The organism is Luteolibacter pohnpeiensis, assembly GCF_016595435.1.
In the GTDB taxonomy this organism is placed as follows: Bacteria; Verrucomicrobiota; Verrucomicrobiia; order Verrucomicrobiales; family Akkermansiaceae; genus Luteolibacter; species Luteolibacter pohnpeiensis.
This window is the reverse complement of sequence record NZ_JAENIJ010000001.1, coordinates 109,282-124,031: the sequence shown is the minus strand read 5'-3', so window position 1 is coordinate 124,031 and position 14,750 is coordinate 109,282. Positions and strand designations below refer to the sequence as shown.

At 52.9% G+C, this 14,750-nt stretch carries 15 protein-coding genes; 5 read left to right on the top strand and 10 right to left on the bottom strand.

The annotated features are described in order from the left end of the window. Positions 1 to 3: 3 nt before the first annotated feature. From JIN85_RS00530 to JIN85_RS00505, 6 genes are all read right to left on the bottom strand, one after another. On the bottom strand, positions 4 to 858 hold the full coding sequence (locus tag JIN85_RS00530) for a fumarylacetoacetate hydrolase family protein (protein ID WP_200266499.1): 855 nt from the start codon (positions 856 to 858) through the stop codon (positions 4 to 6). A gap of 118 nt (positions 859 to 976) precedes the next feature. Then, positions 977 to 1,495 carry a hypothetical protein gene (locus JIN85_RS00525; protein WP_200266497.1) on the bottom strand — a complete coding sequence of 173 codons (519 nt, stop codon included), beginning with the start codon at positions 1,493 to 1,495 and terminating at the stop codon, positions 977 to 979. A 194-nt stretch (positions 1,496 to 1,689) separates the two neighbouring features. Next, on the bottom strand, positions 1,690 to 1,893 hold the full coding sequence (locus JIN85_RS00520) for a hypothetical protein (RefSeq protein ID WP_200266495.1): 204 nt from the start codon (positions 1,891 to 1,893) through the stop codon (positions 1,690 to 1,692). A gap of 131 nt (positions 1,894 to 2,024) precedes the next feature. Further along, positions 2,025 to 2,660 carry an HAD family hydrolase gene (locus tag JIN85_RS00515; RefSeq protein ID WP_200266493.1) on the bottom strand — a complete coding sequence of 212 codons (636 nt, stop codon included), beginning with the start codon at positions 2,658 to 2,660 and terminating at the stop codon, positions 2,025 to 2,027. Between the two features lie 18 nt (positions 2,661 to 2,678). Continuing rightward, a complete protein-coding gene (locus JIN85_RS00510; protein WP_200266491.1) occupies positions 2,679 to 4,652 on the bottom strand; it encodes a right-handed parallel beta-helix repeat-containing protein in 1,974 nt (657 codons plus the stop codon). A 100-nt stretch (positions 4,653 to 4,752) separates the two neighbouring features. After that, on the bottom strand, positions 4,753 to 6,393 hold the full coding sequence (locus JIN85_RS00505; protein WP_200266489.1) for an NAD+ synthase: 1,641 nt from the start codon (positions 6,391 to 6,393) through the stop codon (positions 4,753 to 4,755). A gap of 150 nt (positions 6,394 to 6,543) precedes the next feature. Between JIN85_RS00505 and JIN85_RS00500 the strand changes: the two genes are divergently transcribed. Further along, entirely contained in the window at positions 6,544 to 7,332 is a 789-nt protein-coding gene (locus JIN85_RS00500) for a tetratricopeptide repeat protein (protein ID WP_200266487.1), read from the top strand. A gap of 13 nt (positions 7,333 to 7,345) precedes the next feature. Here JIN85_RS00500 and JIN85_RS00495 read toward each other — a convergent pair whose 3' ends face one another. Beyond that, the gene (locus JIN85_RS00495; protein WP_200266485.1) at positions 7,346 to 8,272 is read right to left on the bottom strand and encodes a LysR family transcriptional regulator; all 927 of its coding nucleotides are present in this window, start codon (positions 8,270 to 8,272) and stop codon (positions 7,346 to 7,348) included. A gap of 152 nt (positions 8,273 to 8,424) precedes the next feature. On the opposite strand from JIN85_RS00495, the gene JIN85_RS00490 reads away from it, so the two are divergent. Together JIN85_RS00490 and JIN85_RS00485 are read left to right on the top strand one after the other, a co-directional pair. Beyond that, positions 8,425 to 9,051, top strand: a complete 627-nt coding sequence (locus tag JIN85_RS00490) for a YceI family protein (RefSeq protein ID WP_200266483.1) — start codon at positions 8,425 to 8,427, stop codon at positions 9,049 to 9,051. Positions 9,052 to 9,058: 7 nt separating this feature from the next. Continuing rightward, positions 9,059 to 9,628 (top strand): NADPH-dependent FMN reductase, encoded by a 570-nt coding sequence (locus tag JIN85_RS00485; RefSeq protein WP_200266481.1) that lies wholly within the window; start codon positions 9,059 to 9,061, stop codon positions 9,626 to 9,628. A gap of 614 nt (positions 9,629 to 10,242) precedes the next feature. Here the strand turns inward: JIN85_RS00485 and JIN85_RS00480 are convergent. From JIN85_RS00480 to JIN85_RS00470, 3 genes are read right to left on the bottom strand one after another with little or no spacing between them, the layout of a single operon-like run. Continuing rightward, positions 10,243 to 11,328, bottom strand: coding sequence for a zinc-binding metallopeptidase family protein (locus JIN85_RS00480; protein WP_200266479.1), 1,086 nt, complete (start codon positions 11,326 to 11,328; stop codon positions 10,243 to 10,245). A 22-nt stretch (positions 11,329 to 11,350) separates the two neighbouring features. Further along, the gene (locus JIN85_RS00475) at positions 11,351 to 11,599 is read right to left on the bottom strand and encodes a hypothetical protein (protein WP_200266477.1); all 249 of its coding nucleotides are present in this window, start codon (positions 11,597 to 11,599) and stop codon (positions 11,351 to 11,353) included. Positions 11,600 to 11,643: 44 nt separating this feature from the next. Then, a complete protein-coding gene (locus JIN85_RS00470) occupies positions 11,644 to 12,126 on the bottom strand; it encodes a DUF2721 domain-containing protein (RefSeq protein ID WP_200266475.1) in 483 nt (160 codons plus the stop codon). Positions 12,127 to 12,218: 92 nt separating this feature from the next. Between JIN85_RS00470 and JIN85_RS00465 the strand changes: the two genes are divergently transcribed. Further along, the gene (locus JIN85_RS00465) at positions 12,219 to 12,461 is read left to right on the top strand and encodes a YMGG-like glycine zipper-containing protein (RefSeq protein WP_200266473.1); all 243 of its coding nucleotides are present in this window, start codon (positions 12,219 to 12,221) and stop codon (positions 12,459 to 12,461) included. Positions 12,462 to 12,574: 113 nt separating this feature from the next. Beyond that, positions 12,575 to 14,743, top strand: a complete 2,169-nt coding sequence (locus tag JIN85_RS00460; RefSeq protein WP_200266471.1) for a protein-disulfide reductase DsbD family protein — start codon at positions 12,575 to 12,577, stop codon at positions 14,741 to 14,743. Positions 14,744 to 14,750 lie beyond the last annotated feature (7 nt).

Sequence of the window (14,750 nt, the reverse complement as noted above, 5' to 3'; positions counted from 1 at the left end):
GGATCAGTGAGGTGCCACCACCCTTTGCCTGATTTTGCCCAGTCCTTCAACCCCACATTCCACGAAGTCTCCGCATTGCAGATATTTTGGCGGATTCATCCCCATCGCCACACCGCTTGGGGTTCCCGTGGCGATGACATCCCCCGGCAACAGCGTCATGAAACGACTGATGTAGCTGATGATTTGCCGAACCGAGAACATCATGTCTCCCGTCCAGCTGTTTTGCCGGTATTCGTCATTCACCTTGCACCAAAGTCTTAAACCCTGCGGATCCGCTACCTCGTCGGCCGTTACCAACCAGGGTCCCATCGGCGCAAACGTGTCCGCGCTTTTGCCCTTCATCCATTGACCGCCCATTTCCTTCTGAAATGCCCTTTCTGAATAATCGCAAAAACTGGAAAACCCAGCGATGTAGGACAAAGCGTCAGCTTCATCGACATAACTCGCGGTTTGACCGATCACCACTGCCAGCTCGACCTCGTAATCCAGCTTGGTGGAGCCCCGAGGGGTGATCACATCGTCATAGGGACCACTCCAGGCGCTGGTCGCCTTCATGAACAGCGTAGGTTCGGAGGGAATTCCCTCGCCGAGCTCTTTGGCGTGCTCCAAATAGTTTTTTCCCACACAAACCAGTTTCGAGGGACGGTCAATCGGCGGCCCCAGGCGACTCATCGGATCGACTTCGGTCGCGCCCGGACAACCATCCGCTACCCATTCCGCCAATGATTCCAAACCCCCGGAGCCGAAAAATCCTTCATCGAAATCACTGAATTCACCACTCGCATCCATCATTCTGCCATCCGGCAACAACACCCCTGGCTCCTCACGCCCCGCCTCACCAAATCGAATTAGCTTCATGCTTTCAAATTAATGGATTTCCAAGATTCGCAAATTCCAAAATCGCTTTCCACAAACCACAAACGAAAAAAGCCGAGTCCGGCAAAGCGGAAACCCGGCTTCAGAGTGCACCAAGGCATCAATCCAGCTCAGTCGCACGCTTGAGCACGACTTGGTATGAATTGCGTTGGAATACCAAAGCCTCTCCCTGGCGAGTGACTTCCCAATTTGCAACCGCAACCGCTTGGCGGGAACCTTCATGAGTCTGTGCCCCAATAAATAGATTATGGCTTCCAAACAATTGCCAAACCAGCAAACGGACTTGCACATGAGGATTTTGTCGCATGGAAATGGCAACATTGCCGCTTGTATTGCCAGCCGACACACCTTTGCCGAAATCTAAAAACCAATCGGTATTTTGCCGCGCCGGAAAAAGCGGATCGGAACTAGCGGTGACTTTATACAATCCTGATAATTCCGGACTCGTGGCAGGCGCATCCGCTTTGGCAAATTGAAGAATTCCCAGAGAAATTATGATACTGAATGCGGTAACGACCGCTTTCAGGGATTGACGTGAGTAATTAAGGAAACCTCTGACAGATTCTTCTGATTGGGTATTCATAACCATGAGTATAGCGAAAGCTATGCCGAGACCCAAAAATCACCCAAATCCTTCATTATCAACATTATACATTTAGGATTAAAAACGAAAAACGACCCGCAGAAGGCATAATGCAATTTGCAATTGATATAAATTGCAACGTTTTATTTTGTTTCCGTAGTGAGCCGAAAAACAAAAACCGCAGGAATGGCATATACCAAACCTGCGGCTGCAATAATCATTCAGAACTATTAATGATCGAGCGCGTCGTCGATCTTTTCACCTGCTTTTTCAGCGGGCCCTTTCGGATCCAAGGCATCGCCAACTTTTTCGGCGGCATTATCCAATTTTTCACCAGCCTTTTCAGCAGGTCCCTTTTCTTTACAGGATGTCAATGGTACAACAAACGGCATCAAGCATAATGACATCAGCAATGGAGTTTTGAGCATTTTCATAATAGGATTGGGAGACATCGCCCAATGATGAAATCATCTGGCGTTTGTGAAATATCGCACATCTAGGATAGATCGCCAATAAATCTTAGGAAAGCTCCTCAAGATCCATAAATTTTATGGCGAGCAATCCATCAAAGCAGCGCCTTCAGCTCTCGCAAATCGCTGATATGGTGCAGGGCCGCATCGCTACGAACCACGCCGGGACGAAGAATTTGGACCGTAGGGATTTTCAGGGCATTTCCGGCTGCGATTTCAGAACGTTCGCTATCCCCCACGACGAGAACCGCTTCGGGTTCAAGCTGATGCCGCCTTAGTAAATCCTCAAAGATCGCTTTTTTGCCAGTTCTCGGAAGCTCATCGATCGCATCGATCCAAATCTCAGCAAACCAATCTTTGATACCCAACGCTTCGATTTTACTTTGCTGCAAGGTGCGGAAGCCGCTGGTGACGAGAAATCTATCGACCTTCATTTGCAGCAGCTCCGGCAAATCCGGAAATCCTTTGAATGGCCCAGCGACCCGCAGGTTAAGCGATGCCTGCCAGCCAGCCTGATACATCCGCGGCGAGAATCCATGGATTTCCGCCACTTGCTCCAGTGAATGGGTCCAGCAATCTTCCAAGGCGGATTCCAGGGCTGTTTCCCCAAGCGTCCCGCAATTTGCCGCACGAATCGCGTCCAACGCCGGCTGATAAAACGCCCGACCCGATTCATCAGGGCTGGCCAAACAATGATCGAGGTCAAAAAAAACAGCGCGAACTCCACTCATTTCCAAAAGAGAGATCGCTTATTCCGGCGAAGAATCGGCAGCGGGAACTTTCGCTGGAGGCTCTTCGTTGGGAGACAAATTCGCATTGGTAAGAATCGCCTCGCCCTGATTTTCAATGCTGATGTTTGTGCCATACGGCTCTTGTCCAAGGCCGTGCTCCAGCACGATGCCAGGACCCAAATTGGAAAGGGCTTGATTCCCTGCCACCCGGACACCAGACGCCGCTTCACGGACAACCAGCCCTCCGAGTAGATTGCCTTTCATGATATTGCTGACCACCCGGCCGGAGCCGGCGCTGTCCAGCACCAGGCCAAATTCGCGGTTCCCGTCCAACTCATTGCCGATCATGGTGACCGAGCTTTGACCATTGCTGGCATGGACACCATTGTGACTGTTATTTGAGCAATGGTTGTCGGTTAGAATCATCGCCGCTCCATCCCAGGATTCGATGCCGTGACCGTAATTGGCGGATGCTTCGCATTCCTTCACCTCCAAAAGGCTACCCTGCCCGGAAACCGCAATTCCATCCCAGCCGTTGGCAGTGAATTTGCAGCGACTTACCACCGCATGCCCACCCTCCATGACCAGCAGGCCGTGGCCACTTGCTTCCTGAAATTTGCAATCGGCAAAATCCCCCTCACCACCCCGCACCAGAGCCGCGGAGTAGCGCTCGTCGCCAGCTTCCACCGTGTTGTGGCGAAAGGTGAATCCGGTGATTCTTGCACCATTCGCACCTGGTCCCAGCGTGATCGCAGCACTTTCATCACCGGCACATTCGACAATCGTCGTTTCAGCTCCGCTGCCCTGAAGTTCCACCGCCGTGTTGACGATCCATGGACCTTTCCAGGTTCCTTCATCAATCACCACCCGATCCCTGTCGCGAGCTTGCTTGAGCGCGTCCGCTGGGTTTGAAAATTCCGATGGCACGCGCAAGGTGCGTGAATACGATGACATGCGTTCCAGAAAGGTTGCCACTTCCTGATCCTCTGGAGCCAAGGCCCGCGCCTCGCGCAGGAGATCCAAAATTTCCTGATCGTAGGCACCGTGGTCTTTTTGCGTGGCCAAAGAGAACAACTCTCTCGCCTTTGCGGCATTGATTCGGGCTTTTTCCTGGGCAGCGGTGGCATCTGCCAGCAATTTCTTCGCCTCCGCATCCTCCGGCTGTTCGCTCAGGACTGACTGAGCCGACTGGATCGCAAGCTCCCAATGACGTTGCTCCAGCTGCTTACGTCCCTCGACCAAGACTTGCCGACGTTCTTCTGCAAGTCGCGCAGCGGAAATTTTCTCCAGCATCGCGGCTGCTTCGGACTCGTCCGGATACGTTTCCAGAATTTGGCGAGCCGCGCTTTCCGCATCGTCCCATCGGTCGGCTTCGAAAAAGGCGATCGCCTGACCATTCCAGTAGCCGATGAATTGCTTCTGCTCCTCCAGCATTCCTGCCTCGATGCTCCGGCGACCGATTGGCACCAGTTTGGAATCTGGCTCCAGCGTCTCAATTTGTTGGTAAATTTCCGTGGCATCTGCCCAGCGCCGATTTTCAATGTAGGACGCGCCTTCGCGGTTCAAGCGAGTAACCTTTTCGCGCAGCAACTGCTCCTGTTCATCCAGATGCTTGAGGTAGAACAAACCTCCCGCAGCCGCGGCGATGAGCACCAGAAACAGACAAACGAAGGGAGCAAGTGACCTTTTGCTCTTAGTGGATCCACCATCAGCAGCTGCCGATGTCTCCGGCTCTGGAGCTATGGGGGTGATGATGGGGGCAACCTCTGGCGGAATTTCCTTGGGTGGAGATTCCAGATGTTCACGGATCACGGCAAGTGCTCGATCAAATTCGACCAGATTGTCCTGATACCGCAGTGCGATCGCTTCGGTTGGTGCTGTGCGAACCATTTCCGCGATTTTCTCCCGCGCCAGGCGCAATCCCGGCAGGTGCGGGCGTGGATCTTCATCCGGTTTCAGGCCAAGGATGTTTCGGGCTTCGGACAAAGTCATCGCAGAGGATCTAGCAGTGAAATCACCGAAATGAAAGTGGGGAACCACGAATCACACAGCTTGCCCAACCAAAAGATCGGTCAAAACCCTCACTTCGCGGCTATCCGACAAATCGCTGGACGATCGGCATCCGCCGACCCATCCCAAATGCGAGTGAAGTGACTCGAATGCCCGGAGCTGCCTGCTGGCGTTTCCACTCGTTCAGATCAACCCGGCGCTGGATCCAACGCACGGTCGCTTCGTCGAAGCCCAGATCGATGATTTCTTCACTGGAAAGTTGTTTCTCGACGTAATTTTCCAAAATCGCATCAAGGATTTCGTATTCCGGCAACGTGTCCTGATCTTTTTGGTCCGGCCTCAACTCCGCACTCGGCGGCTTCTCGATGGTATTCCACGGAATGATTTCCCGCTCCCGATTTAGCCATCGGCAGACTTCGTAGACCCGTGTTTTCGGCAAATCGGAAATCACGGCCAAGCCTCCGCACATGTCGCCGTAAATGGTGCAGTAGCCGACCGCCAGTTCGCTCTTATTGCCGGTGGTCAGAAGGAGATGATGATCTTTGTTCGATAACGCCATCAACAGCACGCCGCGGATTCTAGCCTGCAAATTCTCTTCCGTGACGTCTTCGGGTTTGCCGACAAACAGCGGCGCCAGGGTTGCTTTGAAGGTCTCGAAGGCGTCGCGGATCGGCACCGTATCACAACGGATGCCAAGCGATTTCGCCAGATGAATGGAATCGTCCACACTCCCCCCGGAAGAATACGGGCTCGGCATGGTCAAACCGTGGACATTTTCCGGCCCCAAAGCATCCGCCGCAATTGCCGCCGTGAGGGCAGAGTCGATCCCTCCGCTCAATCCCAGGCAAACGCTGGTGAATCCGCATTTCGTCGCATAGTCGCGCAGTCCTAAAACCAAAGCACGATAAAGTTGGGCAGGCGCTTCCTCTTCCAGAGCTTTCGAATCCTCCGGCTCCAAATTGAGAAATGGATTCACCACCCGTGTTTGTTCGACAAAGCCATTGAGTTGCGCAGCAATGCGTCCCTCGGCATTGATCACCATCGAATGCCCATCGAAAAGCAGCTGATCGTTGCCCCCGATGGAGTTGCAGTAAACCACGGGAACCGCCGATTGGCGGGCGACTTTTGCCAGCATGTCACGCCGCTGCGCTGGCTTGCCCAGATGAAACGGCGATGCGCTCAGGTTGAGCAGCAAATCCATGTTCTTGGCGCTCAACTCCGATACCGGATCGCGATCGTAAAACGGCCGCTGCAGGTAATCGTCAGTCCAGATATCTTCACAAATCGTGACGCCGATGCGTTTGCCATTCCAAACGATCGGCTCACAAGCTTCGCCCGGTTCGAAATAGCGACGCTCATCGAACACATCGTAGGTCGGCAGCAGGGTTTTCCAGAAACGATGGACGATGGCCCCCTGCTCAAGCCATGCCGCTGCATTGCGAAACGGCTTGCCGCCCGTCGCTTCGTGATAATCCACATAACCCACCAAAAGCGGAACCTCGCGGATCTCACCCGCCAGATGATCCAGCGCCTGGAGACACTTCGGCACAAAATGGGATTTGAACACCAAATCGCGCGGAGGATAGCCGACCAGAGACATTTCCGGAGTGATCACCAGTTCCGCTCCCGCATCCAGGCACTCGCGGTAGGCGGCCAGGAGGCGTTTGACGTTTCCGGGAAAGTCGCCAACGACGGCGTTGATTTGGGCGATGCCGATATTCATGAACTGCCCGAGCAAACAACGGCGGGAGCCTGAAGGAAAAGCAAATCCGAACACCAAATCCGTGGATCACCGATTTCCTTCCACCCGACCACAACGACGGCTTGCCGACTCCCACTTCTCCAGCTAGTCTGCGCAGGAACATTTGAATCAATGAAAGCTTTTCCGCGCGCCATCCTAGCATTTGCCTTAGCTGCAAGCTCCCTTCCCGCCCAGAACGAAGCTCCCGCCGAACCACCTGCGAAGGAGGAAACCAAGGAATTGGCACCGAACCAAAAGGCATTCCTCAACTTGCCGGAAGAACAGCGCAAAGAATTTATCAAGCACATCCAGGAAGCCACCCGCCTTTTCCAGCAAAAGCGGATTTTTGAAGTGCTTGATGAGCTAGATAAAGCCGAAGCCATTTTCAAGGATAGCCCGGAGATCTACAATCTGCGCGGTTCCTGCCATGTTGAGTTCCGCGCCTTTGACAAAGCCCTGATCGATTTCGAGCGGGCCAACAAAATCGCCCCCAACAACGCGAGCGTCGAATTCAACATCGCCGAGGTTTATTTCGTCAGTAAGGATTACCAAAAGGCTCACGAAGCATTTACCGCGCTGCTTGCGAAAGTTCCCGAAAGCAACATCGGACTCTCCCGCCTGGTTGAATTCAAGCTGCTTCTCTGCAAACAGAAGCTCGGCATGGAAGACGAAGCCGCCAAAATGGCGGAAAAATACGACTTCATGGATGACTCGCCGTATTACTACTACTCCCAAGCGGCCATGAACTACGCTTCCGGCAATTTGGTGAAAGCTGAAGAATGGCTCGCCCGTGCAGGTAGAGTTTTCCGCAACCAAGCCATTCTGGCGCCATGGCAGGACACCTTGGTTGAGTTCGGCTACGTGAAGAGCTTCTACGGAGACGATTCCGATACTAATGCCGCCGGTGGCGCAGGCGAGTGATGCCTCCCTCTCATCAAGTCCCCCGGGCGGCTGACTTCTTTAATTCTTCAACGAAAGAAGTCACCACCGGGCTCAGCGGGCGATCGCTGAGATAGCCTGCGGAAACCCGGATCCTTTCCGGTTCTTCTTCCAAGGGCTTCGCAATCACTTCGCCACGTCGGCGGTCCATCGGAAAGCTTTCGGCCAGGAGCGCTACCCCCAATCCTGCCTCCAGCGCAGATAGCAGGCTCGAAATTCCATCGAACTCTCCAGCGACCTTTGCCTGGAGACTGCGCTCACGGAAAAATCGGGTCACACTTTCCCAGTATTCCGGATAGTGCTCGCGATTGTAGAGCAAAAGCCGCTCGCCGGATAAATCCTTCAGCGAAATCACCTTTTTATTCGCAAATGGATGGTTCCCAGGCATCACCAGCCGCCATCCATATTCCATCAAAGTTTCCCAGCCGATAGCCCCTGAAACATGGATGCCTGGTGGCGCGAGAATCAAATCCAAGCGCCCGGAAACCAGACCCGCGCCCATTTCCGCAGAGGAACAATCGCTCAAACTGACGCGAACCGTCGGAAAAGATTGGGTGAATTTCTGAATCGCCACCGCAAGGAAATCGCCCGCCAGTGATGGGGCGTAGCCGATTCTTAAAGGTTCGCCCATGCCTGCGATTCGGACCTTTTCCATCAGCCCGTCGCTGAAGGTCAGCAGCTTTTTGGACTCCTGCAACAAGAGCTCTCCCGCTGGCGTGAGAGTCACCGAATGCGCACCTCTCTCCAGCAACGGAGTGCCCAGATCATCCTCCAGGGCCTTGATTTGACGGCTCAACGCCGGTTGGGTCAGGCCAAGCTCCCTGGCAGCCGCCGTGATGCTTCCCATCTCACCCACTTTCAGAAAATGTCTCAGCTGACGCAGCTCCATGACTTTTTCTAGCAGGTCATGCGCCGATTGCATGCTCAGACTGCCAGCTTGGCATTTTGAGATCTGGCGAAATTATGGAATAGAATACCCACCAAGCCATCTGGCACATCGAACCAAAATATCAGGCCAGCTTAGAACAAGCTACCGACCATCCGGGAAACGCCTCCCAAACCAACCATACGACCATGAAATTCAAATACCTCGCCCTGGCAGCCACCGCCCCAGTTTTGTTCGCCTCTTGCGAAAATCCCGCTGACAAGACAGAAGCCGCCAAGGTCGCACCCGCTGTGGAAAAAGCGGACGATCCTGCAGTTGTCGGCACCAAATACACCTTCACCGCCAACTCCGAAATCCATTTCATCGGCTCAAAGGTGACCGGCAGCCACAACGGCGGATTCAAAACGTTCAGCGGCTATTTCACCATCAAGGATGGAGAGCCTACCGGCCTCGATCACAAAGTCGAAATCACCATGGATTCCGCTTGGGCGGACGACGACAAGCTGACGACGCACCTGAAAAGCAGCGATTTCTTCGATGTCGATCAATATCCAAAATCCACCTTCGACGTAACTTCCATCAAGAAAGATTCCGAAACTGGCTACACCGTCGCCGGCAACCTCACCCTGCACGGCGTCACCAAAAATATCTCGTTTCCGGCGACCGTCACCCGCAACAGCGAGAGCGTCGCGATCTATTCGAAGTTCGATATCAATCGCAAGGATTTCAACATTGTCTATGCTGGCAAAGCCGACGACTTGATCCGCGACGAAGTGGTCGTTGAGCTCAAAATGGAAGCGAAACCTGAAGCCTGATCGGAACATGAAAACACCTCGAATTCTTGTTTTTGGCGGGAGCATGCGTGCCGCCTCCTTCAATCAGGCGCTCGCAGCACTAGCCGCGAAAGAAGCCTCAGAATTGGGCGCGGAAGTCACCTTATCCTCCCTGGCGGACTTTCCTCTTCCGGTTTTCAATCAGGACGATGAAGAAAAATCCGGAAAACCGGAAAAAGCCAAGGAACTCAAGGCATTGTTCGCGGCTCATGACGCCTACGTCATTGCCTCGCCTGAATACAACAGCGCGATCAGTGGTGCCTTGAAAAATGCGCTCGATTGGATTTCGCGTGCTGACGAGGAAGCAGAAGGACCGGCCGCCATTTTCAAGGGCAAGACGGCCGCGATTTTGGCAGCCTCGCCATCGCACTACGGTGGCGTCCGCGGCTTGGATTCGCTCCGCTTGATCCTGCAAAATATCGGCACACAGGTCATTCCTGCCCAAGTCACCGTTGCGGAATCACATCTCGCCTTCGATGAAAATGGAGCATTGAAAGATGACGCTCTGACACAACAGATTCGTGGACTCGTCCAATCGCTGATTGAATCCTCGAAGTGACCGGATTCGCGATGGCTTTCGATTTCCGAAAGTCATTGCGCCTCAATCCATGAGGTTTCGAGATTCTTCGACAGATTCCCCTGCTTCATTTTGGAGGCAGGGGACTTTTTTGTTGTATTACCTACAACTTCTGCATAGAAAAGAAGCGGCCCGACTGATCATCTCCGCGGAAAACCCATTAACCTTAGAGCATCTCAGTCGGACCGCCTGCTTTAGTGTCGCGACACCTGAAGAAAAGCATTGGTCGTGCCAAGTTTTCGGCGAATCGCCAAAAACTTCGTAGAAATTTGTTCAGAGGCTGCCATTTGCTCATGATTTGCTAGATATGGCTTGTCTGGATTGACGAAGCCATTGCGGCTCAAAGCTTTACTGAAACACGCGATTGATCCATCGATCATCGGATGCTGAAGGTGTCCGGAGAGACATGGACTGCGGTCAGGATTTGCTCTGTGAAAAGCACCGCCAAAAGAAGCAAAAAGAATGATGTACAAAGAATGATGTACAAAGAAAATGGCCCGACTGATCATCCTTCGGAAAACCCATTAACCAAAGGCATCTCAGTCGGGCCATTTGTATGCCACGACGAGAAATGCAAAAGCAATGGCCGTGCCAAATCAGCCGACTAACTGGGCCACCTCGCGGTCTTTCCGGATCCAATGATGGATAAAGGAGAGCTTCTCAGTGATCGCATCAGAGAGGATAAACGGATAAGGATCAGCCATTCCCATACTGCGATTCAGGCTATTCACCACGAATCGCAGTGCATGCCAGTCTTCGCGAATTTCCGAAAAATTTCTACCAAAAGGAGACGCAAGAACGCGATTCTGGGCACGATTCCGAATTTGCAAGCCAGCAGCGGATGCAGTTTCGAGCGTTGCCATGATGTGAAGGTAATGCGCCCAGGTTTCCGCCCAATCTTCCCAAGGGTGAGATGCGGCATAGGGGGTGACGAATGAAGATTCCCAACCGATAGGCGCTCCAGTTTGATAATAGTTCTGCAGCGCGAGCTGATAATTGCTCCGTTCATCGCCGAAAATCGCCCGCACTTGATCTATTCCCGGATCATTTCTCACCAATCGATCCCAGTAATAATGAGCACTTTCGTGGCGAAAATGTCCAAGCAGAGTCCTATACGCCTCCCCCATGTTCATGCGTGTCTTTTCACGCACCGCATCATCTGCCTCCGCCAGATTGATGGTGATCACCCCATCCGCGTGCCCCGTCAGAATGCGGGCCACCTGATCCGGCTGTTCCATTGTCGTAGGCTGGTCCGCCAGAAACTCGAATGCCAGACCGTTCTGCAAATCAACGGATTTCGGAACGATGGGTAATTCCAGTCGCAGCAGACCATAGATGAGGCGGCGCTTTGCAGCCTCCATTTTGACCCACAGCTTGCGGTTTTCCAGACCACTTAAATCGGGAATAATCCGGTTAAGCCGACAGGCACAACAAAAGCCATCCGTTTCATCGGCGGGAACCATCCAATTGCAGGCATTCTCCAGCTGGTAGTTCGCGCACTTCCGATAAAGGCGGTCTTCAGCTCCTTTAGCCAAAGTGCTGAATTCCTGATCCCCTGCCGGTTCAATCACGGCAAGTTCGGTAAAATCGGGAAGAAAACCCAGGGCACTTGAGCAAGACAGGCAAAGGGTATTTTCAAAAAACAGCCGCTCGCCGCACTTTTGACAATGGAAGTTCTTCATGAAGGCTCAATCGAGCAGATGCTTAGGATAGGAAATAGGCGATCGCTTTGATGATCGCGGCAATAACGCCTATCAATCCACCTAAAACCCCCAAAATACTTAAAAAGCCGCCTCTGATGCTTGGGGAAAGTGATAACAAAACCCCCAGCAAACCAAATACAACCGCCACTCCGGCCCATATCAATCCGAAGAAGGCCCCGGTAGCGAATGTTAGAATGGCAGCTATAATCGAAATAATCGACGGAATACTAAATGCGGCTTTTTTTGTCATGATGGACCATCGCCTGCATTTTCACAAATTCAACCAATCGTTCCTCAAGAATTAGCTCCCGGGCGATTGGTATTTTCCATCGCATTAAGAAGAATGCGCAAAGCTCCGCCTGAGATCCAGACCTCGTAGACAAGGCATCCCAAGGATGCAGCCATCAGGATCAGTGCGATGCCGAAAGTAACGAGTGCAAGGTCATGAAATTGCCCGATCACGGCCAACATGGAAGACACACAAAGCAGCAGACTGATGGCTCCGAGCAGTTGCATGAGGCGAATTAACACCAATCTTCGCTTCAAGTTTTCGATCTGCGCGCGAAGCATTTCCTCACCTTTTTCCAGCCAATCGCTGTGCAGCTTTCGGATCAGTGCTGCTAAATGTAGGAAGCGATTGGTAAACGAAAGAAACAACAAACTAATGGCCGGAAACAATAAAGCGGGCGTGGATACTTCAAGCGTCACGGCGACTTTCTTGGCAGATTTATCGTGCAGGTAACATCTCAAATTATGCCCACGCATGAAATAGCGCATCAAATGCCACCCGTTCCATTGAACGCCATTTTTGATAGAAATGATTTGAGAAAATCAAAACTCAATCGAACCTAAGGGAACCTCAAAACATTATGAAAACCTCGATAATCACTCTTTTTGGCGTTGCCACTCTCTTCTCATTCACCAGCTGTGCTGAAATGGGCCCTAACGCACAGCGCGGAGCTGCAACCGGAGCCGGAATCGGAGCCGTTTCTGGCGCCATCATTGGTCACCAATCCGGTCGGGAGCTTGAAGGTGCTGCTCTCGGAGCTGCTATCGGCGGTGGAGCCGGTGCGGTCTATGGCGATACCAAAGACAAGCAAGGCTACCGCTAAGCGCTCGCAATCATCGTTTTTTGCATTTGAGGCACCCATAATATCGGGTGTCTCATTTTTTTTGGATGAATTAAACGCTCGGTGACTCTTATTGTGTCGCAGTTCTCCACACCATGCTCCGATTTTTTCTTTCCACCATCGCCCTGGCCGCATTCAGCGCCTCAGCTCATGCGCAGTTTTCACTCTCACCGGATTTAGGATTCGGGGAAACAGGTGAGAACGCCAAGTCCAAGGCGAATTTGTTATCTGAAAATACCAGCATTGCCCCGGGTCAGCCGTTCACCCTGGCCTTGTCGCTTGAGCACCCTGCCAATTGGCACAGCTACTACAAAAACTCTGGAGGAATAGAAACGCCACCCGCCATTCAGTGGAAACTACCTGCGGGCTTCACAGCAGGGCCGATTCAATGGCCAGTGCCTGAAATCAAGCAAACTCCAGCTTACAAAAGCCTGGTCTATGCAGACAATCCGGTTTTTCTCGTCGAAATCACCCCTCCTTCAGAGCTTCCTTCAGGTCAATCCATCACCTTGACTGCAGACGCCAGTTGGCAAATTTGCTCCGATTCCAACTGCAACTTTGAAAGCAGCAATCTCAGCGTTACCCTGAACTCTTCCGCTGAAGCTTCCAAAGACGCCAAACTGACAAAGTTCTTTGAAGATGCCCGGTCCCATTTGCCGCATGAAGCTACCGATTGGAAATTCGAAGCAATCGATCATGGCGCAACGACGGTACTACAGATGACTGCAGCTGGTGGCCAAGTGGCGGACATCCAATCGATCGAATTCCTCCCGAACCAACCATTCATTGAGCCTTTTGAAGGGAAAAAGCCAGATGCGCTTAAATCAGGAACATTCAGCGTTTCCCTCTCTCATGTCAGTATCGATATTAACGGTGAACCGATTCCGGTTGGAAATTCACTTTCCGGCATCGCGGTCATCACCACAGCAGCTGGCACCCAAGCCATCCTGGTCCCCGACACCTCGATCACTCAGCCAGGCGCAACTGCGGCGACATCAGATTCGAAGACCGCTTTGACCCAGAAGGCGGCTGCCAATTCCTTCAGTGGATTTCTTTTCATCGTCGGAGGCATGTTCATCGGCGGAATGATCCTGAATCTCATGCCATGCGTCTTTCCGGTGATTGGGTTGAAAATTATGGGTTTCGTCCAGCAAGCTGGGCACGATCGCAACAAAGTCATGATTCATGGCCTGATCTTCACCCTTGGTGTGCTGATCTCATTCGGAGTCCTCTCGGTCGCCCTCTTTTTTGGCGGAATCGCCCACTGGGGGAATCAACTGCAGGACCCACGGGTCATCTTTCTCACGGTTGTCATCATGCTGTTGCTTGGCATGAATCTGTTCGGCGTTTTTGAAATCGGCACCTCAGCGACCAGCGTCGGCGGAGAGCTGATGCAAAAGGATGGTATCGCAGGCACCTTTTTCTCAGGCGTTTTGGCGACATTGGTTGCCACTCCATGCTCCGGCCCATTCCTCGGCGTCGCCATTGGTGCTGCCTCCACCCTGCCAGCCATTCCGTTCTTCATCGCCTTTGCCGCCATGGCACTGGGGCTTTCCACACCCTACCTGGTCCTTTCCGCCTTTCCGAAGCTGGTGGATAAACTGCCACGTCCCGGCCCGTGGATGGAGTCCTTCAAACAAGGCATGTCGTTCCTGCTTTTTGCCGCAGCCGGTGTCTTTCTCTGGGTTTACAGCAACCAGGTTTTTGAACGCAATGAAGGCCAAAAAGGACTGTGGGTCATGGGTGGGCTGAGCGCCATCGCCTGCGCCGCATGGATCTACGGTCGTTGGAGCCAGCCTTACCGCAAGTTCAGAGTCCGCGTAACAGCCTGGGTTCTATCGTTGGCATTTCTCGGTGCAGGTGTCGCCGCCGCGTGGCCATGGCCGATTCCAACCAATGCCGCCGGGAAGAACGTTGCCAAAGTGGATTGGCAGCATTGGACATCGGACGAGGTGAAGCAGCGCCTTGCTGCCGGACAGCCGGTCTATGTCGATTTCACCGCGAAATGGTGCCTCACCTGCCAGCTCAACAAAGCACGGGCTTACCCACCTGAAATCGTGGAGCTGATGAAGCAGAAAAACATCGTCGCCTTCAAAGCCGACAAGACCAATCCCGATCCTGAAATCGACGCCAAGCTCACCGAGCTCCATCGTGATGCGATCCCGGTCAATGTCCTCTACATTCCAGGCAGAGAAGAGCCCATCATCGCTCCCGAGTTGCTTTCTCCGGAAGTCTTGAAGGAGCTGTTCAATCAGATTCCCTGATCCTGTA